This is a genomic window from Rhizobium mongolense USDA 1844 (genome assembly GCF_000419765.1).
GTDB classification, from domain to species: domain Bacteria; phylum Pseudomonadota; class Alphaproteobacteria; order Rhizobiales; family Rhizobiaceae; genus Rhizobium; species Rhizobium mongolense.
In genome coordinates this window covers 49,847-71,509 of sequence record NZ_ATTQ01000017.1, presented here as the reverse complement: position 1 = coordinate 71,509, position 21,663 = coordinate 49,847, and the positions used below count along the sequence as shown (strand labels likewise).

19 protein-coding genes and 1 pseudogene are annotated in these 21,663 nt (G+C 59.9%); 12 read left to right on the top strand and 8 right to left on the bottom strand.

Features of this window, described 5'->3' with window-relative positions:
• Positions 1-14: 14 nt before the first annotated feature.
• On the bottom strand, positions 15-749 hold the full coding sequence (locus tag A3C3_RS0126750) for an SDR family oxidoreductase (RefSeq protein WP_022717647.1): 735 nt from the start codon (positions 747-749) through the stop codon (positions 15-17).
• Between the two features lie 287 nt (positions 750-1,036).
• Between A3C3_RS0126750 and A3C3_RS0126745 the strand changes: the two genes are divergently transcribed.
• A complete protein-coding gene (locus A3C3_RS0126745; protein WP_022717646.1) occupies positions 1,037-1,642 on the top strand; it encodes a gamma carbonic anhydrase family protein in 606 nt (201 codons plus the stop codon).
• A gap of 243 nt (positions 1,643-1,885) precedes the next feature.
• Positions 1,886-2,074 (top strand): hypothetical protein, encoded by a 189-nt coding sequence (locus A3C3_RS0126740; protein WP_022717645.1) that lies wholly within the window; start codon positions 1,886-1,888, stop codon positions 2,072-2,074.
• A 347-nt stretch (positions 2,075-2,421) separates the two neighbouring features.
• Here the strand turns inward: A3C3_RS0126740 and ppk2 are convergent, their stop codons facing one another.
• On the bottom strand, positions 2,422-3,342 hold the full coding sequence (ppk2, locus tag A3C3_RS0126730; RefSeq protein ID WP_028740031.1) for a polyphosphate kinase 2: 921 nt from the start codon (positions 3,340-3,342) through the stop codon (positions 2,422-2,424).
• 183 nt (positions 3,343-3,525) lie between these two features.
• Between ppk2 and A3C3_RS0126725 the strand changes: the two genes are divergently transcribed.
• Together A3C3_RS0126725 and A3C3_RS0126720 are read left to right on the top strand one after the other, a co-directional pair.
• Entirely contained in the window at positions 3,526-4,299 is a 774-nt protein-coding gene (locus A3C3_RS0126725; protein WP_022717642.1) for a TIGR01458 family HAD-type hydrolase, read from the top strand.
• Between the two features lie 298 nt (positions 4,300-4,597).
• Positions 4,598-5,059: a hypothetical protein gene (locus A3C3_RS0126720; protein WP_022717641.1), complete on the top strand. Its 462-nt coding sequence runs from the start codon at positions 4,598-4,600 to the stop codon at positions 5,057-5,059.
• Positions 5,060-5,103: 44 nt separating this feature from the next.
• Here the strand turns inward: A3C3_RS0126720 and A3C3_RS47310 are convergent, their stop codons facing one another.
• The 3 genes and pseudogenes from A3C3_RS47310 to A3C3_RS0126705 all read right to left on the bottom strand — a co-directional run bounded on the left by A3C3_RS47310 (position 5,104) and on the right by A3C3_RS0126705 (position 7,303).
• Positions 5,104-5,427, bottom strand: coding sequence for a DUF6665 family protein (locus A3C3_RS47310; protein WP_022717640.1), 324 nt, complete (start codon positions 5,425-5,427; stop codon positions 5,104-5,106).
• A 625-nt stretch (positions 5,428-6,052) separates the two neighbouring features.
• Positions 6,053-6,195 (bottom strand): annotated as a pseudogene (locus tag A3C3_RS48650) (cytosine permease); the annotation flags it as partial.
• Positions 6,196-6,244: 49 nt separating this feature from the next.
• Positions 6,245-7,303 (bottom strand): LacI family DNA-binding transcriptional regulator, encoded by a 1,059-nt coding sequence (locus tag A3C3_RS0126705; protein WP_022717638.1) that lies wholly within the window; start codon positions 7,301-7,303, stop codon positions 6,245-6,247.
• Between the two features lie 260 nt (positions 7,304-7,563).
• Between A3C3_RS0126705 and A3C3_RS0126700 the strand changes: the two genes are divergently transcribed.
• The 6 genes from A3C3_RS0126700 (at position 7,564) to A3C3_RS0126670 (ending at position 15,899) form a co-directional block, all read left to right on the top strand.
• Complete coding sequence (locus tag A3C3_RS0126700) at positions 7,564-8,547, top strand: autoinducer 2 ABC transporter substrate-binding protein (RefSeq protein WP_022717637.1); 984 nt, start codon at positions 7,564-7,566, stop codon at positions 8,545-8,547.
• A 93-nt stretch (positions 8,548-8,640) separates the two neighbouring features.
• Positions 8,641-10,152, top strand: a complete 1,512-nt coding sequence (locus A3C3_RS0126695; protein WP_022717636.1) for a sugar ABC transporter ATP-binding protein — start codon at positions 8,641-8,643, stop codon at positions 10,150-10,152.
• Positions 10,145-11,146, top strand: a complete 1,002-nt coding sequence (locus A3C3_RS0126690) for an ABC transporter permease (protein WP_022717635.1) — start codon at positions 10,145-10,147, stop codon at positions 11,144-11,146. Before A3C3_RS0126695 ends, A3C3_RS0126690 begins: the two co-directional genes overlap by 8 nt.
• A complete protein-coding gene (locus A3C3_RS0126685; protein ID WP_022717634.1) occupies positions 11,143-12,138 on the top strand; it encodes an ABC transporter permease in 996 nt (331 codons plus the stop codon). Before A3C3_RS0126690 ends, A3C3_RS0126685 begins: the two co-directional genes overlap by 4 nt.
• Before the next feature lie 4 nt (positions 12,139-12,142).
• Positions 12,143-12,991, top strand: coding sequence for a sugar phosphate isomerase/epimerase family protein (locus A3C3_RS0126680; RefSeq protein WP_022717633.1), 849 nt, complete (start codon positions 12,143-12,145; stop codon positions 12,989-12,991).
• Between the two features lie 949 nt (positions 12,992-13,940).
• Positions 13,941-15,899 (top strand): PBP1A family penicillin-binding protein, encoded by a 1,959-nt coding sequence (locus tag A3C3_RS0126670; protein ID WP_376774909.1) that lies wholly within the window; start codon positions 13,941-13,943, stop codon positions 15,897-15,899.
• 232 nt (positions 15,900-16,131) lie between these two features.
• On the opposite strand, the gene A3C3_RS0126665 is transcribed toward A3C3_RS0126670, so the two are convergent.
• Genes A3C3_RS0126665 through A3C3_RS0126655 form a run of 3 tightly spaced genes read right to left on the bottom strand, consistent with a single transcriptional unit; the run spans position 16,132 to position 19,062 of the window.
• Positions 16,132-16,809: an ABC transporter ATP-binding protein gene (locus tag A3C3_RS0126665; RefSeq protein ID WP_022717630.1), complete on the bottom strand. Its 678-nt coding sequence runs from the start codon at positions 16,807-16,809 to the stop codon at positions 16,132-16,134.
• Positions 16,806-18,047, bottom strand: a complete 1,242-nt coding sequence (locus A3C3_RS0126660; RefSeq protein ID WP_022717629.1) for an ABC transporter permease — start codon at positions 18,045-18,047, stop codon at positions 16,806-16,808. The genes A3C3_RS0126665 and A3C3_RS0126660 overlap by 4 nt, the downstream gene beginning before the upstream one ends.
• A gap of 7 nt (positions 18,048-18,054) precedes the next feature.
• The gene (locus A3C3_RS0126655) at positions 18,055-19,062 is read right to left on the bottom strand and encodes an efflux RND transporter periplasmic adaptor subunit (protein WP_051154523.1); all 1,008 of its coding nucleotides are present in this window, start codon (positions 19,060-19,062) and stop codon (positions 18,055-18,057) included.
• A 139-nt stretch (positions 19,063-19,201) separates the two neighbouring features.
• On the opposite strand from A3C3_RS0126655, the gene A3C3_RS0126650 reads away from it, so the two are divergent.
• Both A3C3_RS0126650 and A3C3_RS0126645 read left to right on the top strand, forming a co-directional pair.
• Positions 19,202-19,891: a TetR/AcrR family transcriptional regulator gene (locus A3C3_RS0126650; protein ID WP_022717627.1), complete on the top strand. Its 690-nt coding sequence runs from the start codon at positions 19,202-19,204 to the stop codon at positions 19,889-19,891.
• Positions 19,892-20,301: 410 nt separating this feature from the next.
• Positions 20,302-21,648, top strand: coding sequence for an ABC transporter substrate-binding protein (locus A3C3_RS0126645; protein WP_028740029.1), 1,347 nt, complete (start codon positions 20,302-20,304; stop codon positions 21,646-21,648).
• Positions 21,649-21,663: the final 15 nt, after the last annotated feature.

Below are 21,663 nucleotides of genomic sequence, written 5' to 3'. Positions count from 1 at the left end.
AACTGGCCGGGCGGTCAGATCGTCCAGCCGCCGTCGATCGCGTAGACCTGTCCGCTGGTATAGGTAGCACCGGCAAGATAGACGGCAAGGTCGGCAATCTCTTCCGGCGTGCCGAGACGGCCCATCGGCTGGCGAGAAATAAAAGCAGCGCGTGCCGCGTCATAGTCGCCCTGCGCGCGCATGCGATCCTGCAGCGACGGACTTTCGACCGTGCCGGGGCAAATGGCATTGCAGCGGACGCCCTCGGCCACGTAATCGGCGGCAACGGATTTCGTAAGGCCAATTACCGCCGCTTTTGTGACGCCATAGGCAAAGCGGTTCGGCACACCCTTGATGCTGGAGGCAACCGAAGCCATGTTGATGATCGACCCGTCCTTCCGCTCCAGCATGCCGGGAAGCACGGCGCGGATCGTGCGGATCATCGCCTTGACGTTCAGGTCGAAAGCGAATTCCAGGTCGGCATCCTGCATTTCTAAAATGGATCCGGCATGCACGAAGCCGGCGCAGTTAAAGAGCACGTCGACCGCACCGATTTCAGCGACCAATGCCTTCACGGCCACCTCGTCGAGCACGTTCAGCTTGTGCGTCGACACTCCGGTGTCGGCGGCAAGCGTTGCCAGCGCATTCGTATTGATATCCGTCGCGTGAACCTTGGCCCCGGCCTGCTGAAAGGCGATTGCACTGGCACGGCCGATGCCTTGCGCTGCCGCTGTGATCAGAACGGTCTTGCCGGAAAGAGTGATGGTCATGTCTTGGCCTTCTCAGGGTTTTCAATACGTGGAGGTAGCGCTCGGTTTCATCGGTGCCGAACCTGAACGGCGGCTCTTATGGTGTCAATCGAATAGTGAATTTGTCTCTCGCTCGACGTCGATGGGAGCCTATATCCAGGACGTGGCCGTCAATTCTGGATTCTCGATTTCGGGGCCAGTTCCGCCATTGCCCCCGCAGCGTCAGGACGCTCACATTTGCGTGGCGATGTTGGCGACGAGGTGTTCGAATCGCTTTTCCAATACAAACGTCATCTGGAGGAAGGCATATGCTCATTGGACACCAGGGCAAGCGTCCCAAGATCGACCCAACCGCGTGGGTCGCGCCTGATGCGACAATTTGCGGTGACGTCACCATTGGCCCGGGCGCACGTATATTGCATGGCGCGCGCATCATCGGAGAAGGCGGTGGCGCCATCCGCATCGGCCGCTGCTGCATCATCATGGAGAACGCCGTCGTGCGCGGCAGCCCCCGACACTCCTGCTTGATCGGTGACTATTGCCTGATCGGTCCGAACGCCCATGTGACCGGCGCTGAGCTTGAGAACGAGGTATTCGTCGCGACCGGGGCTGCCATCTTCCATGGCGCCCGGGTCGGCCACGGCAGCGAGGTACGCGTGCACGCTACGGTGCATTTGCGCACCCGGCTCGATCCTGGGACCACGGTGCCGATCGGATGGGTGGCGGTCGGGGACCCTGCTGGCATCTTGCCGCCCGATCGGCACAATGACATCTGGGCCGTGCAGGAGTCGCTGAATTTCCCCGACTGGGTCTACGGCTTCGATCGCGCCACACCCGATCTTATGCGGCATGTCACCGAACGGCTGTCGGACACGCTGGGAGCGCATGAAAGCGACACATTGCTTGGTTCATAACGACGGTAAGCAAATATATGCTTTGGCAGCGATCCCAAAGCCGCGTCCAGCAAGGTCGAGCCGAGCTGACAAACTGGCGGCGCTGCTTCGACAGTCAAGCCAGCATGCGCGCTTCGATGCTGGCAGCGACAAAAGCACCGGCCGAAAAATTGGGCGATTCCGGTCGATTGACCGCCGCGCGGACACATTTGGAACATTCGATATTCCAAAGTGTTTCAACGGCAAACGAACGAAGGAGGGTTCATGCTCTCCATTCAAGAAAATGTCGTCAATTGCACGAAACGCATCGGCGCATGTGCCGTCGGACTTCTGTGCGGATTGGCGCTTGCCCAGCCGCTCGCCGGTCAGTCGGATCGCTGCCAGGCGCCAGATCAGCAGCAGAACCGGGCGCACGCCCTTGATAACGGCAATTCAGGACCTACGAATAGGTAGGATACCTCGAAATTGTCTGATTGCAACGGCGTGCTAATGCCGCCGTCCATCGGCGACGGAGATCTTGTCAAGCCTGCGCCGCCTATTGGCAACACGCCCATAATCCCGCCGGATTTTCCGAAGCAGCAGTAGGCAGAATTGTGCCCGGATGTACATGATGAGCCTGGCGACGACACCGCTGCCGCGTTCGTGCGCATTGTGCTGGAGGCGACAAGATATCCGTCCTCTCTACGTAGACGGAAACCTTTTCCAACAGCATCACGTGCCCCTTGCGGGAACAGTAGACGAGCCAGCGGCCAGGAAGGCTGCGCGATCCGCACAATGTCTTTGATGCCTTTGGGCTGGCCTCAGTATTTCGGCGGCACGTAGAGCTCCGGCGGGAGGACCTTGCGTTCGTAGTCGGGGTTAAACACGCGCTCTGGGAGCGTGATGTCCTCATGCGGCACGTCTTCGTAGGGAACCTGCGTAAGCAGGTGGTCGATGCAGTTGAGGCGGGCCCGCTTCTTGTCGTTGCCCTCGACGATGTACCAGGGCGCCTCAGCGATATTCGTGCGGGCGAAGGTCTCTTCCTTTGCCTTGGTATAAGCTTCCCAGCGCACGCGCGATTGCAAGTCCATCGGCGACAGCTTCCACTGCTTCAGGGGATCGTGGATGCGCATCAAAAAACGCATCTGCTGTTCCTCGTCAGTGATCGAGAACCAGTATTTGACCAGCCGGATTCCGGAGCGCACCAGCATGCGCTCGAACTCGGGCACATCGTTGAAGAATTGTTCCACCTGGTCTTCGGTCGCAAAACCCATGACGCGCTCAACGCCGGACCGGTTATACCAGGACCGGTCGAAGAGCACGATCTCGCCACCCGCCGGCAGATGTGGCACGTAACGCTGGAAATACCATTGGGTTTTCTCTCGGTCCGAAGGAGCCGGCAGCGCCACCACTCTCACAACGCGAGGGTTGAGCCTCTGCGTGATGCGCTTGATCACGCCGCCCTTGCCGGCCGAGTCGCGTCCCTCGAAGATCACGACGACCTTCTCCCTGTGATAGGAGACCCAGTCCTGCAATTTGATCAGCTCGGCCTGCAGCGCCAGAAGAGCGCGGAAGTAATCGACACGCGGCATCGGGGGCGGATGCGATGTGCGATAGATCTTGCGGATTTCTTCCGACAGCGCCGGTTCGGAGAGCTCGAGTTCGTAGTCCTCGTCGAGCGTATCGGCCAATTCGGCTTCCAGCCAGTCTGGTTTATCGAGATCATCCTTTGGCGTATTCATGTCTCTCTCCGATGTGCCCGGCATCATGCCACGCATCGCAATGTATTTCATGCCAGCATGACGGGATTTTGAAGCCGTGTAGAGCCATCCCCGGCGACTTCCTTGCGGCCCACGGATTCGCGACAAGATCTCCGGCGAATTCCTTAATTTGACGCACGATGCTTCGGCGTTCATTCTGCGTCGATGATCAGCGGAGTACTTCTGGATCTCGCTGGCGTTATCTATGACGGCGAGGAAGTCATACCGGGCGCGACCGATGCTGTTGCGCGCTTGCGCGAAGCCGGCCTACTCGTCCGGTTCGTGAGCAATACGACACGCTCGAACAAGCAGGCGCTCCTGGAGCGATTTGCAGGACTTGGACTTTACGCCACAAGCGATGAGCTCTTCACCCCGGCACAAGCCGCGCGGGAGTGGCTCGATAAGCACGATCGATCGCCATACCTATTGGTTCATCCCGATCTCGCGCTGGATTTCCACGCCCTGGCAGGAAGGCCCCAGAAGGCTCTTGTTGTCGGCGACGCCGGCGAGGCTTTCGATTACCAAACCTTGAATGCCGCATTTCGCGAGCTGGTCACAGGCGCCGAATTCCTGGGGCTCGCGCCAAACCGGACTTTCCAGGATGTTGACGGCAAACTCAGTCTCGACGCGGGCGCCTTCATCGCGGCACTGGAGTTCGCAAGCCAGAGGCGTGCCATTATCCTGGGAAAGCCGGCGCCCGAATTCTTCCTGTCCGCGCTCGCCAGCATGAATTGTCCGAAGGCAAAGGCCGTCATGGTGGGCGATGACGCGGAAACGGACGTCGCAGGTGCCTTGCGGGCTGGGCTTTCCAAAGCGGTGCTCGTGCGCACAGGCAAGTATCGTCGCGGCGACGACACACGATTCAAGCCTTCGCCAACCGTGACAGTCGACGATATTTCTGCTGCGGCAGACTGGATCCTCGCGGCACGCAACGTTTAATGGAGGCCGCAGCGATACATCGCGGCGGCAGCCGCTTGGCGACGTCAGCTGAAGCTCCGGTATAGGGCGAGTACCGCCATTGCATGGTCTCATTGACACGGGCTCTGCGCGGCAGTTCATGGTTCGTCTTCGCGCTTGTCTGATAGGGATATCGATCTGACCGGTGAAATTCCCACGGTTCAGTTCTGCGACCGAGCACATGTGGCCGGCTCTACCGCCACTGATGCAATGACCCCAGGTCGCTTTCACCCGGAACGTCTCATTGAGGCACCGGTTTTTCACGGAAAGAGCATTCACAATGACAGTTAGGGTCGCTCAGTTTCTCGTCATCATCATTTCGGCGCTCGCGCTTATCCCCTCGGGCGCGCATCTTGCCGCCCTACCCAACAAGATCGCGCTGCCACAATCCGAATATTTCACCGTCCAAGCCATCTACTATGGATGGGCAATTCTGGGTTTGCTCTGGCTTGCGGCCGTGACGATCAATGCTCTGCTCGCTGTCATTGTTCGCTCGCAGAAATGGCCATTTAGGCTTTCCGTAGCTGCCGCGCTCTGTTTTGCCCTGGTGTTTGCGGTATTCTTTCTTTGGACGTTTCCTGCCAATCAGGCGACGAACAACTGGAGGACAGCTACCGAAAACTGGGCAACGCTCAGACAGCAACGGGAGTATTCTCATGCGGCAAATTCAGTGTTTGTGTTTGTAGCACTTTGTCTCGCGACGCTGTCTGTGCTTTCGTGGCGACGGACTGGTTCGCCTTGAATGCACATGTCTTTTGCTGTCGGATAGAGGCCCGCCTCATGAGTTCATCGCCGTATGGCCCCGACCCTCGCAAGCACTTCGCCGGGAATCCCATATCGTGTGACGAGGTCCCGGTTGTTGCGGAGTCCGCAGATCTCCCGCTGAATGAACAATGCCCAGACAGCCTCAGAGGCGTCATTCAGGAGGCCTTCTCGATCAGCTGTGCGATTATCGCTCTTTGTCGAGGCGGCAAGCTTTGCAAGTGCCGCCTCGACTTTACGGCCTTGGCGACCAAGTGCATCGGCCCGCTCCGAGGCAAGTTCGTATTCCAAAGGGCTGAATGCGGAATTCGGCCGATCCGAGAACGATCGTGGTGGTCTGAAACTCACGAGGTGCCTTTCCAGGTTAGGTTGGGCAAGCTTAGTCGTCAGCTTGCATGTGAGACGGCAGCCCTGACATTCTCCTGATCAGCGAAGCAACACGACGTCGGCCAATCGCCAACTGCCACCAGCCTGACTTTGTCGGCTTCGAGCGGCGGCAGCGTGATGATACTCGCAAGCGCAAAGAGGAACAGTTATGCCCCACGGAAGTTTGGTATTTTATGAGCCGCGATCAAGAGGAGGAGACCGTGTGGATAATCTCGATTGGCGCTATTCTCGTCATATGCGGCATACTCCTCCTGTGTCGGGAGGCTCTTGGCCGGCGGCCTCTCAGCGACCCTCACCAATCATCCCTTAGCGGGCGGACACTGGAACCCAGGAGCCAAGGGGTTCGATTTCTAGGATTGACGAGGAACTGGCTGGGTGTGGGCATGATCGCGGCCGGAGCAGCGTTCTTATTACTGGTCGCATTCACGTAGTGCGTTTGCGACGAGGTCTGAGGCCCACACGTTTTGTGCTGGTTCGCGTGGCGTCGCCCCGCTGCATTCTAGTGCCATACGATGTTCGCCCACCAGCCCCGCCAGCCCGGCCAAATGGCCGTAAAAGTCGGAAGGATCGATGATAAGAGCACGCCAACTGCACCATAACCCGCAAACGCGGCGGTGGTCGTGACGCTTGCGACAAGGCAAAAGGCCAACAAGATTGACCGGCAGCCCAGAGATTGCCCTCCCGCAATGTTTTTTCATCGGTGGTGTATCGCAAGAAGTCGCGGAAATTTCAGATAGAGCGCTGCCGTGCGAATAGGCGCGCCAAAGGCCAAGACGGTTCAGTCGATGTCCTTCAATGCGTCGAGGGGGCCGGCCAGCGCCGTGCGGGGCTTGATGAGTTCCGGCCGGATCATGTGAACGGTTGGCGCGGGACGCGGCTCTTTCATGACCTCGAACGCCTTTGCCAGCATGCTCTCGATATCCTGCCTTATCATGATCACGGGAAAGGGCAGGAAAGAGGCGAAGGGATCGTAGTCATAGCAGCCGACCACCATTTCGGAAAAGGTCTCGTGTGGATGACCGGCCATGAAGCGGAGGAAACCTTCGAAGTTGATGGACGAATTCACGAAGAGAGCACGCGGCAGCCGGCCTTCCCGCTCGTAGAAGGCTTCGAAGGCGAGGCGCGTGTTGTTTGGCGAATAGCCCGTCGTTTGAATGCAAATGTCGGGGTCGCCTGCGAGCAGGTCGCGTTTGACGGCGCGAAAGCCGCGGATGCGCTCGTGGCTCGCATGGTCGTTGCGGCCGCCGAAGAGGTAGAGCTCTTCGGGTGCAAGCGGCTTATCTGCCGGAAATTGGCGGATGATCGCTTCTGTCAGCATCCGCCCGCCCTCGTAGTTGTCGCTGATGACGGAGGGAACCTTGCTGCCTGGAAGATCGATGTTGATGTGCTTCAACCCTGCCTTCTCGCAGACCTCGTGTACGCCGTCTGGATCGGTCGCGCCGCAGATGAAGAGCTCGTCGATCGAATAGGAAATGAGCGTCGCTGCCGTTTCGCGCTCTTCCTGCGGATCGCGGCTGGCGCTGACGACGATCGGGCACTGGCCCTTGCTGCGCACGTGCGCCTCAAAAGTCTGGGCCATAGAAGAGAAGTAGCGGTTGTCGTGGACCGGCAAAAGCAGACCGACCAGGCCGGACCGGGAACTGCGTAGCCCCTGGGCCTGACGGTTTGCAGTGTACTGGTACTTCTCTGCAAGCTCGCGGATCAGTGCGGCGGTCGCTTCCTTGATGCGGCGCTTGCGCCAAGTGCCATTCAGCACGGCGCTGACTGTCGAGGGCGAGCTGCCCGACAGCACCGACAGATCGTAAATCGTCGCCTTCTTCCTCATGCCGTTCTTCATTCAAAACCCTTCGATTTCCTTAGTGCCGATTTCGAAGCGGCGAAAGGCGTTTCCGCTTGACGAAAGTATAACTCTGACCGATAGTATTTGCACTATCGATTGTGCAAAGAGAAATATCGATTGTGCAACGTGGTGCCGCTTGAGGAGGCGGTTTCGAAGGGAGGCGGGAATTCACATTCTTCGCCAGTTACTTGCAACGGGAGGCCGGCGGTCTTCAGCAGGCCCCTGTGCCCATCTCGAAACGATGGAGGAGGAACAAGATGAGGAAATTGCTTGTCGCCGCATTCGCGGCTTCGCTGTCGCTGGCAGCCGCTTTCGGCGCCCTTGGACAGGAGGCCGGCAAGGTCGGTGTCGTCGTCAAGATCGGCGGCATCCCGTGGTTCAACGCCATGGAAGCCGGCATCAAGGAGAAGGGTGCCGCGCTCGGTATCGATGCCTTCATGATTGGCCCAACCAGTGCCGACCCGGCGCTGCAGGTGCGCGCCATCGAGGATCTCATCGCCCAGGGCGTCAAGGTGATCGGCGTCGTGCCCAACGATGCGAAAGTCCTGGAGCCGGTTCTCACCAAGGCCAAGGAAAACGGCATTATTGTCATCACGCATGAATCACCCGGTCAAAAGGGCGCGGATTGGAATTTCGAACTCGCCTCGGCCAACGGATTCGGCGAAGCGCATGCCGAGCTTCTTGCAAAGAAGATGGGCGGCAAGGGCAAATATGCGGTCTTCGTCGGCTCGCTCACCGTGCCGCTGCACAATGCCTGGGCCGATGCGGCGATTGCCTATCTCAAAGAGAAATATCCGGAGATGGAAGTGGTCGGCGAGCGCTACGGCGTTGCTGAAGATGCGGACAAGAGCCGGTCGACTGCGCTCGACCTGATTTCGGCCAATCCCGACCTCAAGGGCTTCCTCGCCTTCGGCAGCCAGGGGCCGATCGGCGCCGGCCGTGCCGTGGAAGAGCGCCGCAAGGTTGGCGAGATCTTCGTACTCGGCCCCTTCTCGCCGGGCCAGGGCCAGAAACTCATTAAGTCCGACGCGATTTCCGGCGGCTTCATGTGGAATCCGAAACAGGCCGGCGAAGTCTTCGTGACACTCGCCGACAAGCTCATGAAGGGCGAGAAGATCAAGGCGGGTGACGAGATCGAGGGCCTCGGGAAGATCAACCCGACCGGAAATGATATTATCGTCGACCAGCTCGTGACCATCAACAAGGATACGGTCGACGAACTCGCGGCCATGGGCCTCTAAACCTTTCGAAGGCACCTCCCAGACCGCCGGGCTGGCTGCGGCTGGCTCGGTGGACTGCGAGCATGGCCGGCGGACCACAACGGCAGGCGCGACATGGAATCTCCAACTGGCGCAGACGTCCAACGACCTCTGTTGTCGATGAAGAACATCAACATGACCTTCGGCGGTGTGCGCGCGCTCCGCGACGTCTCCTTCGAGGTGCGACCGGGCGAGGTGCATTGCCTCGCCGGCGAAAACGGCTCCGGCAAGAGTACCCTCATCAAGGTCATCACCGGGGTCTATCGCCCGCAGGCCGGTGCTGCAATCGAATATGACGGCCAGCCCTATACGCATATGTCGCCGGTCACGGCGCAAGCCTCCGGCATTCAGGTGATCTGGCAGGATCTCGCACTCTTCCCGGAAATGTCGGTGGCAGAAAACATCGCTTTCCAGACCGTGCTCGGCCATCGCCCGCGCCGGGTCAACCACAGGGCCATGCGCGAGACCGCCGAACGCGTGTTGGCGCGCCTCGGCGTTACGCTCGACGTCGATCTGCCGCTGCGCGAATACGCTGTCGCCCAGCGGCAGATCGTGGCGATCGCACGAGCCTTGGTCGGCGAGGCAAAGGTCGTCTTCATGGACGAGCCGACTGCTTCGCTGACGCAGTCAGAAACCGACCATCTGCTTGAGATCGTCCGCAATCTTTCCGCCTCGGGCGTCGCCGTCGTCTTCGTCAGCCACCGACTGGCCGAGGTGCTGGAGATATCGGACCGTATCACCGTGCTGCGCGACGGCAGGCTCGTCGGCGTCTATCCGGCCGAAGGCATGACGCAGTCGCGCATCACCGAACTTATGACCGGCAAGATTTTCGACCACGCCGTGCGCGCCCAATCGCATGATGGGGCTGCGCCTGTCATCGTGGTTGAGGGGCTGACACGGCGCGGTGAGTTTAGGAACATCTCCTTCTCCGTCCGCCGCGGCGAGACGCTCGGTATCACTGGCCTGCTGGGCGCCGGCCGCACGGAACTGGCCCTGACGCTCTTCGGCATGCGCCGTCCCGATCGCGGCACCATCAGGCTTGATGGCGAGCCCGTGCGCTTTTCGTCCAATCGGGACGCGATCGCAGCCGGCATTGCCTATCTCTCCGAAGACCGCCTGTCCCTTGGACTCATCCAACCGCAGTCGATTGCCGACAACCTGGTGATTTCCTCCCTGAGCAAGATTCTGTCCCACGGGTTCATTTCGGAGCCTCAGAAGCACGGTCTTGCGGCACGCTGGATTGCCGATCTCGGTATAAGGATTGGGCTGCAGGAGGATGCCATCTCGACTCTCTCGGGCGGCAATCAGCAGCGTATTGCCATCGCAAAATGGTTGGCGACCGACCCTAAGCTGCTGATCCTCGACGCACCTACGGTCGGTGTCGACGTCGGCGCGCGCGCCGGTATCTTCGACATCGTCGCACGGCTTGCGCAAAGCGGGCTTTCCATCATCCTCATCTCCGACGAGGTCCCCGAGGTCTACTTCAACGCCGACCGGGTGCTGCACATGGCACAGGGGGAGATCGCCGGCGAATACGATCCGCGCGCGACGTCGCTTGAGGACATGGAGGCCGCCGTCTATGCGTAGGCTCTTCCGCACCCATGCCACGGAGATCTGCCTGCTCGCCGTCATCGTTCTGATCGGCGCGTTTCTTTCCTTCGCGACGCCGCGTTTCTCTACGCTCGGCAATGCCTTCGATCTTTTGAACATCAGTTCCGTCAACATCATCTTCGCAGTCGGTCTGCTCGTTGTATTAATCGCGGGCGGCATAGACATCTCGTTTGCGGTCGCCGCCTCGGTCGTGCAGTACGTGACCGCCCTCATCCTCGGCCAAGCCGGCGGCGGAGGCTGGGCAAGCGGGCTGCTGATCGCCGGCGGCATCGGCACCCTGCTCGGCGCCTTCAATGCTTTCCTGATCCACCGGTTCAAGATCATCTCGATCGTCGTTACGATCGCCACCTTCAATATTTACTTCGGACTTTTGATGTTCTTTACCCGCGGCGTATCGATCTACACGCTGCCCGACTGGTGGACGGAGCGGATCATCCTCTACGAACGGGAGATGGCTGACGGCAGCTGGGCCGAAATCCGCCTGCCGGTCCTTGTCATGGCGATCTGTGTTGCGGCAACCTGGTTCCTGATCCGCCACACGACGACCGGGCGCCAGCTTTATGCCTTCGGCGACAACCCCGAGGGTGCGCGCCGCTTCGGAATCTCGATCGGAGCCATGCAGTTCATCGCCTTCGGCTGGTTGGGACTCATGGCCGGTATTGGCGGATTGATCCAGGCACACTATGCCCAGGAAGTCGTACCCAATGCGCTCTATGGCCGCGAACTGGACGTGCTTGCCGCCGCCGTGCTCGGCGGCGCCCGCCTCGGTGGCGGCAAGGGCTCGGTGCTTGGCTGCGTCCTCGGCGTGCTGCTGATCTCGATCACCCAGAACGGCCTCAACCTGATGGGCGTTTCCCCCTTCGCGTTCAAGATGATTATCGGCGCCATCATTCTCGTCGCGATCACGCTCTCGAATTCCCGTATCGACAAGCTGCTGCCTATTGTGAAGAACGAGCGGAGGCGCAGATGACGACGCTGGTCCGGCGGACTCGCCACCTCCTGGGATCTGAAATCGCGGGATCGGTCGTCGCCTTCGCCTTGGTGGTCGTGGTCTTCGGCCTCGCTTCGCCGCAGTTCCTGTCGCGGGCCACCTTCGGTTCCGTTGCCTTCCAGCTTCCCGAGCTCGGCCTTCTTACTCTTGCCATGCTGCTGCCGATCCTGACGGGAGGGCTCAACCTCGCAATCACCTTCACCGCCAACATCGCAGGCCTCACCGTGGCTTGGACGCTGCAGGCCAACGGGGGCGTCGACGCGGGACCAGGATCCTTCCTGCTCGGGGTGGCGCTTGCGCTTGCCGCAGGTGCGGCAAGCGGCGTCGTCATGGGTCTTGTCATTGCCTATACGAAGGCTCACCCTATCCTTGTCTCGCTGTCGATGATGATCTTCCTGCGTGGGCTTGGCGAGTTCCTGACCCGCGGCGGGGACGTGTCGGGCTTTCCGGCCTTCCTGCGGCCGTTCGGCCATGGCTCTGTGATGGGGATTCCGCTGCCGCTCCTCATCTTCATCCTGTGCGTCGCGCTCTGGCATGTGCTACTTTCGCGCACGAGGCTTGGCTTCAACACCTATATGATCGGCTCCAACATCGAGGCGGCGCGCTATTCCGGCGTCAACACACGCAGGGTCATCGTCCTCGTCTATACGCTATCGGGGGCGATGTGTGCCGTCGCCGGCATCATCATGCTGGCACGCTTCAACTCGGTGCGCGTCGGCCATGGTGAGTCCTACCTGCTCATTACCGTGCTTGCCTGCTTCCTTGGCGGGGTAAATCCCTTCGGCGGCTTCGGCCGCGTGATCCCGGTCTTCGCGGCGCTTGTGGTACTCCAGCTCTTTTCGTCCGGGCTCAATCTTCTCGGCGCCAACCAGCATCTGGCGACGGCCGTGTGGGGTATCCTGCTCGTCGGCGTCATGATGCTGCGCTGGCTTGCCGGACACTTCAGAACCGTTCTGCGCAGAAAGGAATGAGACGATGCAAGGCTTCGGCGTACATACCAGCATGTGGACAATGAACTGGGACAAGGCAGGTGCCGAAAAGGCGATCGCAGCTGCGGTGTCCTACAAGATGGACTTCATCGAAATTGCGCTCCTCAACGCGCCCGCCGTCGATGCGCCACACACCCGGACACTTCTCGAAAAGCACAGCCTGCCGGCCGTCTGCTCGCTCGGGCTCCCCGAGCACGCCTGGGCGTCGGTGCGGCCGGAGGCGGCAATCGAGCATCTGAAGGTCGCGATCGACAAGACGGCCGACATGGGCGCATTGGCGCTTTCCGGCGTCATCTTCGGCGGCATTGGCGAGCGTACTGGCGTGCCGCCGACGCAGAAGGAATACGACAACATCGCCCGCGCGCTGACGGCCGCCGCCAAGCACGCTAAGTCCCGCGGCATCGAGCTCGGCGTCGAGGCAGTGAACCGCTATGAAAATCATTTGATAAATACAGGAAGGCAAGCCGTTGAGATGATCGAGCGCGTCGGCGCTGACAATATCTTCGTGCATCTCGACACCTATCACATGAACATCGAGGAGAAGGGCGCGGCCACGGGCATCCTCGATGCGCGCGAACATCTAAAATATATCCACCTGTCTGAAAGCGACCGTGGCACGCCCGGCTACGGAAACGTCCCTTGGGACGAGATATATACAGCACTTGCGGCCATTGGGTTCAAAGGCGGCCTTGCTATGGAGAGTTTCATCAACATGCCAGCGGAAGTCGCCTACGGTCTCGCAGTCTGGCGTCCTGTCGCCAGGGACGAGGCAGAGGTGATGGGCAACGGCCTGCCCTTTCTGCGCAACAAGGCAAAACAATATGGCCTGATCTGAGGCCTAAGACGCGCGGCGGAAGATGGCGCAGAAGGCAGAAAGGATAATGACCGGGGCGGTTGCAACCTTGACGCCGGCAAGACGGACGTCACGCCGACGCCGTGTTGGTCCAGGCAATCTCCTCTAAACGCTGAACCTCCAGAACCCGGTCCGGTCGGGACCCCGCCCTGGCGCCGTCACGATCTGGCTGGACTGAACGGAAGGAACTTCCAGGCTGGGGGAGCTAGTCCTTCGCGATGAAGCCGGACGAACTGGTGGAGATGGGTTCGACGATCGAGCAGATGCGCACGATGCTTTATTGCCATACCGGATGCCGAAGGTGCAGATTGTCACCAGAGGGGGCGAACGCCGCTCGCACGCTGTTGGTTTGGTACTGCGTTGCCATGAAAAGGCTGGCTTCGGATGTGAGAACATTTCCTGCATCAATTTTCCAGACTGGGCCCATATTCGAAAAGACTTGAAAGAGCAGTGCCAAAGTCGTCTTTCCTCCGCTCCATTGCGCGCTAATTGCTTCAAAACAACCAGCCGGTAAGAAATGGCAAGCACCGCAGACAGTTCAAAACAAACCGGCAGCGCAAATCAGACTGGTGATCACACCGCCGCCGAATCTGCGCAGCTGCCGCAGAGCGAAGGATTTCCGGCTGAAGGCGCCGAAGAAGAAACCGGGTCTCACGAGGGACCATCCGGATCTTCATCACCGCTGGAACAATCCAAAGAAGCTGTGAACCCTTCCTCGCCTTTTGGTCAAAGCGCACGAGCCGTTCGTGACCTGATGGCCGCCCTCCGCCATGATCTCCGTGCGGTTTTGCAAAGCCGCCCGTTCTGGATGAGCAAGGGCATCGCAGCCATCAAGAAAAGACAACAGACGTCTGGAGCTCGAACGCCAAATGAGAAGTTTCGGCGGGTATCTGCTGCTTTTGCATCGCTTTCTGCCAAAGCGCGGTCCCGCATGGCAGCCATTCGCGCCGGAACGACCGGCATAAAGCAGGCCCGTCCGCTGAAACTGCGGTCATGGAAAGGGCTCGTCGCGCTCGCTCCTTTGCTGGGCTTGCTGATCCTGGCCGGCGTTCTGACTTGGGCGTTGAAGGATGTGCCGTGGCAAGAGATTGCCGATGGTTCCATGAAGCCCGTCATTGTATTGGAAACGGCGGACGGCGAACCTCTTGTTCGGCAGGGGCCTTATCAGGGACCCTATGCAGGGTACGAACAATTCCCCCCTCACCTCGTGGATGCAGTGCTTTCAATCGAGGACCGCCGGTTTATGGATCACCACGGCATCGACCTGAAAGGGATTGCGCGCGCGCTAATACGGAATTTTGAGGCAGGCTCGGTCGTCCAGGGGGGAAGCACGATCACACAGCAGTTGATCAAGCTGCAGTATCTCGAAAGTGACCGAACGCTGAAGCGAAAGATCCAGGAACTGGTGATCGCGTTCTGGCTGGAATGGAAGCTCGGCAAGCAGGAGATCCTGACGCGGTACCTGAATTCGGTCTACCTCGGCTCCGGCGCTACGGGAATGCCGGCAGCGGCACGGATCTATTTCAACAAGGATATCGGTGCGCTCGATATTCCAGAATCGGCGATGCTGGCGGGTCTGCTGAAGGCTCCGAGCCAGTTGAACCCGATCGACAATTTCGAGGGTGCACGCCAACGCACGGCAACAGTGCTCGACGCGATGGCCGCCAACGGCAAGCTTACCCCGCAAGAAGCCGACGCCGCCAAGAATGAATTCGCCGAACTGCACCCGACGACACCGACGCCGCGCTCCGGCAGTTGGTTCGCCGATTGGGTTTCGCCACAAGCGAGCGAGATCGCGGGCTCCTCTCCCGGCTCGACGACAGTGCGCACGACGTTGGTACCGCGTCTGCAGGAAATTGCCGAACGGGTGGTGAGACAGGCTCTCGACGAAGAGGGAAAGGCTCGCGGCGCATCGCAGGCGGCGCTGGTCGCCATGACGCCCGATGGTGCGGTTGTCGCAATGGTCGGCGGACACGACTACAAGACCAGCCAGTTCAACCGTGCTGTCACGGCGATGCGTCAGCCAGGCTCCACATTCAAGTTGTTCGTTTATTATGCTGCGTTGAAAAAGGGGCTTTCTCTGTCGGATCAGGTCCTCGACGGGCCCATCGAGATAAACGGATGGTCGCCCCAAAATTCCGGGGGTGGATACCGCGGCTGGGTTTCGCTGGCGGAGGCTTTTGCTCGCTCGTTGAATGCCGCCACCGCAGCCCTTGCCCAGGAGGTGGGACTGGACAGTGTCGCCGCGGCCGCCAAGGAGCTCGGCATAAACGCGGCCCTGACGACGGCGCCTGCCTTGTCGCTGGGTGCTTCGGAGGTGAGTTTGCTCGATCTGACCGGCGCCTACGCATCGGTACGCCTTGGAAGGGCGCCCGTCGAGCCGTGGGGTATTGTCGAATTTCAAGCATCTGGCCAGCCCAGAGGCTTCCGCGTAGGTGCCCAAGTGCCGGCGTCTATCGACCTCTCTCCGTATCAGCCGGACCTTCTTGCGTTACTGCAGTTGGTCGTTGAGCGTGGCACCGGCCGCGACGCCGATCCCGGCATGTTTGCGGCCGGCAAGACAGGTACCAGTCAGGACAACCGCGACGCCTGGTTCGTCGGCTTCACGGACGCCCTGGTCGCCGGAGTCTGGGTCGGAAACGACGATGACGCGCCAATGAAGGGTGTCACAGGAGGCGCACTTCCGGCTCGCATCTGGCGGGAATTCATGCAGGCGGCGATGGCTGAGCCTGCACCGCAGATCGATCCGGATACAGGAATGATGACAAGCGAAGAGAACGCCGCACCGTCCTGCAATATCACGGCCTGCTCCCGCAGTTATCGTTCGTTCCGCGCTTCTGACTGTACCTACCAACCCTATTATGGCGCTCGGCGTCTATGCGAGAAATAGCCCAACCCGTTTATTCCTCGCCGCGACGAGATTTGAAACCGGAGAGACCTGGCAGTGCAACGTCATCTCGGCGATCTTGGTGGTTGGTCTATACGCATGCTTCGTTCGACCAGCGTCAGCCCGCATGATCGCCCTTGCCGTCCAGGTCGTCGCGCTTTTCGGAGCATTGGTCGGAGCCTTCACCATCGCCATTGGATTTCGACCACAGCCAAATGCCTCCGCTCGCACGACCTCAAGGATGGGCGATCTTGCCATCCATGAGATGAATGCGCCGCCCCATACGGGCCGCCATATCGAGATCATGGGTGACGGCGACAACCGTCTTGCCGCGTTCGCGCACGAGCCCTTCGAGGATCGAAAAGACCTGCTCAGAACTTTGACTGTCGAGGCTTCCCGTCGGCTCGTCCGCAAGCAGGATGGGTGGATCATTCGCAAGCGAGCGTGCCACAGCGACCCGCTGCCGTTGACCGCCGGAAAGCTGATCTGGCCTCTTATCGATATGGTCGGCAAGGCCAAGCGATGCCAAGAGTTCTTCAGCTCGCGCCTGCATGGCCGGCCGGCTCAAACGGCCAAGCTTGCGCATCGGGATCTCAACGTTCTGCCGCGCCGTAAATTCTGGCAGGAGGAAATGGAACTGGAAGACGAAGCCCAGCATAGAGAGGCGGGTTTCGGCGCGTTCCCTTTGGTCCATCGGATCGGTGTCTCTGCCGCCTATCGAAAGCCTGCCGCTCGTCGGCTCGTCCAGCAGTCCCAACAGATAGAGCAGCGAAGACTTGCCGGAACCGGAAGGTCCAGTGATTGCAACGAATTCCCGCTCACCGATCGTCAAAGACACATCCTCGACCAGTGTTACGGGGACGGTTTCCGTCAAGATGCGTGTGAGGTTCTTCGCTTCAATCAAGGCGCTCATGTCGCACCCCTTATGATATCCACGGGATTAAGGCGTGCTGCACGCCTAGCCGGGAGATAGCCGGCAAAAGCCGCCGAGCTGAGCGCGAAACCTGAGGCAATTGCGTAATGCAGAATGCTCCAGGCAATCGGCAGACGTGTTATTTCCTGCCCTGTCGCAGCAAGCTCGAAGCGCACCAGGGACAAGGCATAGACGAGCGAGAAGCCAAGCAGCCAACCGAGCGCTGATCCGCCGGCCCCGATGGCGACGCCTTCGAGCAGAAACAGGCGCTGCATGTCTGCCTCGGCAAAACCGAGCGACTTCATGATGGCGATATCGCGCGCCTTTTCGTGAGTAATCGTCGAGATAATATTGTAGATGCCAAAACCAGCGACCAGCATGATTGCTGCGACAACGGTGTACATGATGACATTGCGGATCACGAGCGCTTCGAGGAGCGATTCATTGGCCTCCTGCCAAGCCTCGGCCCTATAGCCGAGTTCGGCCTCGATCCGGCGCGCCACCACTGGTGCGTCATCGGGATTGGCAAGCTTGATGCGGATCTCATTGATGGCGTTGGTGCGCGCGCTCAGGATCTGCGCGTTCTTCAGCAGGACATAAGCTTCGCCCTCATCCCGGGCGGTCGTACCGGTATGAAAGAGCCCGACGATCTTGAAATTGCGCGTGAGACCCTCGGACGAAACCGCGGCAACTGTATCGTTCAGTCCGGCGCCGAGGCGTTTTGCCATCGTATCGCCGATGACGATATTGTTCCCGCCTGCCGCAAGGGCTCCGAAACTACCCTCCACGAAATCGCCGATGATAGGCGACACGCTGCGCTCGGCGACCGGTTCGATGCCGATCACGGATGCTCCGACCTCGCGGCTGGAGTAACGAATGACACCTTGCAGCTTCAGGTCCGGTGCGAGCCGGCCGGGTATCCATGCCTCGAGCCAGGAGCGCGCGGCAGTCGGATTGATGATGCCGCGGCGGTCCTCCCGCGGCCTCAGTCCGAAGATCTCCGTCGCATGGAATACGGTTTCGGCCGGCTGCTGTCGCGCCGTTCGCTGCTCGTCGGTGATCTCGACATGCGGCATGGTATTGATCAACTGTTCCACAAAATCGTCCTGTCCGCCCTGCATGAGTGCCGCCATGGCGATGGAAAACCCGACACCGACGGCAACGCCGAACACGGCAACAAGTGTCTGCCGGCCGCGGCCGGCAATATGGGTGACGGCGATCTCGAAAATCAGCCGCATCAGAACCTCACTTCGCAGCACCGGTTATCGTAACCCGGGCCCCATCCTTCAGGTCCTGCGGAAACGGTGAAATCACGCGCGCCTTTTCATCCAGACCGGACCTAATCTCGATGCCACTCGGGCCGCGGATACCGGATTTGATCTCACGCAGCCGGGCGGAGTTTCCTTCGACGATGAAGACTTTCTCAGCCTGCATCGCAACGGCGGGAACCAGCAGTGCATTTTCCGAGACGCGGACGATGACGTTCACATCAGTCGACATACCGATCATCAGCGGCGTGTCGTCGGGAAGACGCAGCTTCACGCGATAAGTCTTCGTCACCGGATCGCCCTTCGGCGTTATGCTGCTGACGGTTGCATCGAGGGTCTGATCCTTGAAGGCATCAGATTTGAGCAGGGCCTTCTGTCCCAGCCGGAGCCGAGGAATATCCTCCTCGTTGACATCCGCGACCACGAGCAGCGGTTTTTGTTCCCCAACCCAGAAGAGCGCCGTTCCGAGATCGGCGACTTCGCCCACTTCGCCGTCTTGGCGAAGCACGACACCATCGATCGGAGCGCGAATGATGAAGCTGTCAAGGCGTGCCCGTTGGCCGGCCGCCAGCGCCTTGAGCTGCTGCACCTCACTGCTTGCCCGGTCGACTGACTGCTGGGCTGCGGTGTTTTTCTCCAGCATCAAATTGTAGCGCCGAAATTCCTGCTCCGCCAGCGCGAGCCGCGCCTCGAGCTCGGCAAGGGCCGCCCTCGCCTCGCTGTCATCGAGGCGAGCAAGTATGTCGCCCCTTTTTACGGCTGCACCTTCGCAGTTGCATTGCTCGACGATCCGTTCGCGTACCAGCGGCGTGACTTTTGCCCAAGTCAGAGGTTCAACAACGCCACTGGCATAGACGATTTCGGCAGCACTACCACGCGCCGGGACGACGACCGATACGGGGATGGGGTGCCAGACATACCAAGCGGCCAAACCGCCTGCCAAGGAGAGAGCGACGACAACGGAAAGCAAGCGGAACGGTCTCACGCCATCTGCCTTGAACTGCTGCTGTTGCCGAACCTATAGCATTAGACCGACCGTCGGTCTATAAATCTGAAGAATTCGACCGCAGCATCGAATTCCGCTCCGCTGGTCAGGGGAACATACGAAAGAAACGAGCGCCGCGATGCGTGTCAGAAAACACCCAGAAATCCGCTCGGGCGAATTGTTGGATTGCGCTCAGCGGCTCTTCTTCGCTCATGGCTACGATCATACCACGATCAACGACATCATTCGCGAAGCAGGCGTGTCGAAGGGTGCCTTCTATCACTATTTTCCCTCCAAGGAGGCGCTGCTTGAAGCATTCGCTGCCCGCCTTGCCCGCGAAAGCCTTGAAGAGATTCGACCGCTCCTGGACGATCCTACGCTCGACGCCGTGGGACGGCTGAACATTTTGTTCGCAGGATCGCGGCGCCTCAAGGTCGAGCTTGCCCCGCAACTGCGAACAGTATTCGATGTCATCTCCCGCCCGGAAAACATCGTGCTGTTCCACCGCATCGATCAGGCTGTGACCCGCATCGTGGTCCCGCTTTTGGCCGATGTTCTCCGAAAGGGAACAGAGGAGGGTCTCTTCGACGCGCCAGACGCCGAAGCGTACGCAGAGATGCTTCTCCTCTTTCGGCTTTCCCTCAGCAGCGTGATGCGCGAGGCCCTGATAAGGAGCCGCGAGGGCAATGTCGAGCAGGCCGTGAAGATGCTCGACAATCGCCTCAGGCTCTATGGTACTGCCATCGATCGCGTCCTGAAGTTGCCCGAGGGAACGATCGACGTAGCTGAAACGAGCTTTGTCCGAGCTTTGCTTGATGACTCTCAATAAAATGAGAGCCGTTGCGCAAAACTTTGCCGGCCAACCCGCCGGATGAGATTTACGCGACCAGCGGTCAGGACCGGAATAGGACAGCGGGGGGCTACCGCGAAACGGTGGGTTCTGGGCAAGGCGACCGGATGGTTTGGAATATTCGCAGCGCTATACTGTTCTCCTGTCGAAGGAGGATGCGGTCCGAAGGGTTTTCGAAGCCGGATTCGGCGCGCTGCGAAACGTCGCTTGCAATGTTTTTCCACCGAGTCATAATAATTTTGCACACGTGCTCAATATTGTCACGCGGTCGTTACGCAGATCCCCTAGAGCGGAAACCGTTCGCGCTTTTCATGGGATCTCCGGGCCGGCCGTCAGCAATGGTGATGGCCCGCCAAGAGGCTCGCACCAATCTCTGGGGAGATGAAGAGATGACTATTTTGCCGACATTGAAGTGCATGACCGTCGCGGCCGCCATCCTAGCCTCGACGACCGCCCTGTCCTTTGCCAAGGATCTGACCGTTACGGTCTGGGCCGGCGGCACAGGCCCAAACGACGTCTATCGCCTCGACGCAATCGATATTGCAGCCGAGCAGCTTCAGCGAGAAGCCGCTATCAAGGGCGAAGACCTCAAGATCAAGGTCGAGAAAAAGGCCTATAGCGGCTGGGAGGACTTCAAGCAGGCGATGACGCTTGCCGCCGAGGCGAAAACCGCTCCGAACATCGTCGTCACCGGCCACGAGGACATTGGCCCCTGGGCACAGTCCGGCCTGATCGTGCCGATTGAGGACTATGTCGACCTCGATTCCTGGCCGCTTAACAACATCTATGAAAACCTAATGGACATTGCCTCCTTCAGCGGCACGGTCTACGGCATCCCGCAGGACGCCGAGTCTCGCCCGATGTTCTTCTGGAAGCCTCACATGAAGGCGATCGGATATAACGATGCTGATCTCGACGCTCTGCCGCAGAAGGTCCAGGACGGCAGCTACACGATGAAGAACCTGCTGGAAGACGCCAAGAAGATGCAGGACAAGGGCCTCGTGCAGCCAGGCTATGGCTTCTACCCGCGCTACACCAACGGTCCGGATTTCTGGCAATTTTACACGAGCTTCGGCGGGACGATGGAAGAAGACGGCAAGCTGGTCTTCGACAAAGCTGCGATGCAGCGCGCGTACCAGTTCTTCGCCGATGCTGTAAAAGACGGCGTCACCAAGAAGAACCATATCGGGATGCCGGCCGACCAGTGGTGGAAGGAAGTGGCTTCCGGCAAGGCCGGGATCTGGCACGGCGGCACCTGGCATTATGCCCGCTACGTCAACCAGGAAGGCTTGAAGGACTTTTTCGGCAACGTCATCTTCACACTGATCCCGGCCGGCGAGGGTGGCAAAGCCAACACGCTGACGCATCCGCTGGTCTATCTTCTGACCTCGGGCCACGACAAGGACGACACCGAGATTGCCGCCCAGTTGATCAAGATCGCCTCCGAGCCGCGCATCAATGTGCTGCATGCGGTCAAGTCCGCGCATCTCGGCATTTCGAAGTCGGAAACCGAGATCGAGCTCTACTCCTCCGACCGCTGGACGCGCGAAGCCACCGAGCGGCTTCTGCCCTACGCCAACGCGATGCCCAACAATGCCGATTTCGGCACCTACTGGAACATCATGTGGAAGGGCCTCGAGGCCTCCTGGACAGGCGCCAAGAGCGTCGATGCTGCCGTCAACGACGTAGAAGGCGAGCTGAAGAGCACGCTCGGCGACAAAATCATCATCCGCTAAGCGCAAGCAAGCCTC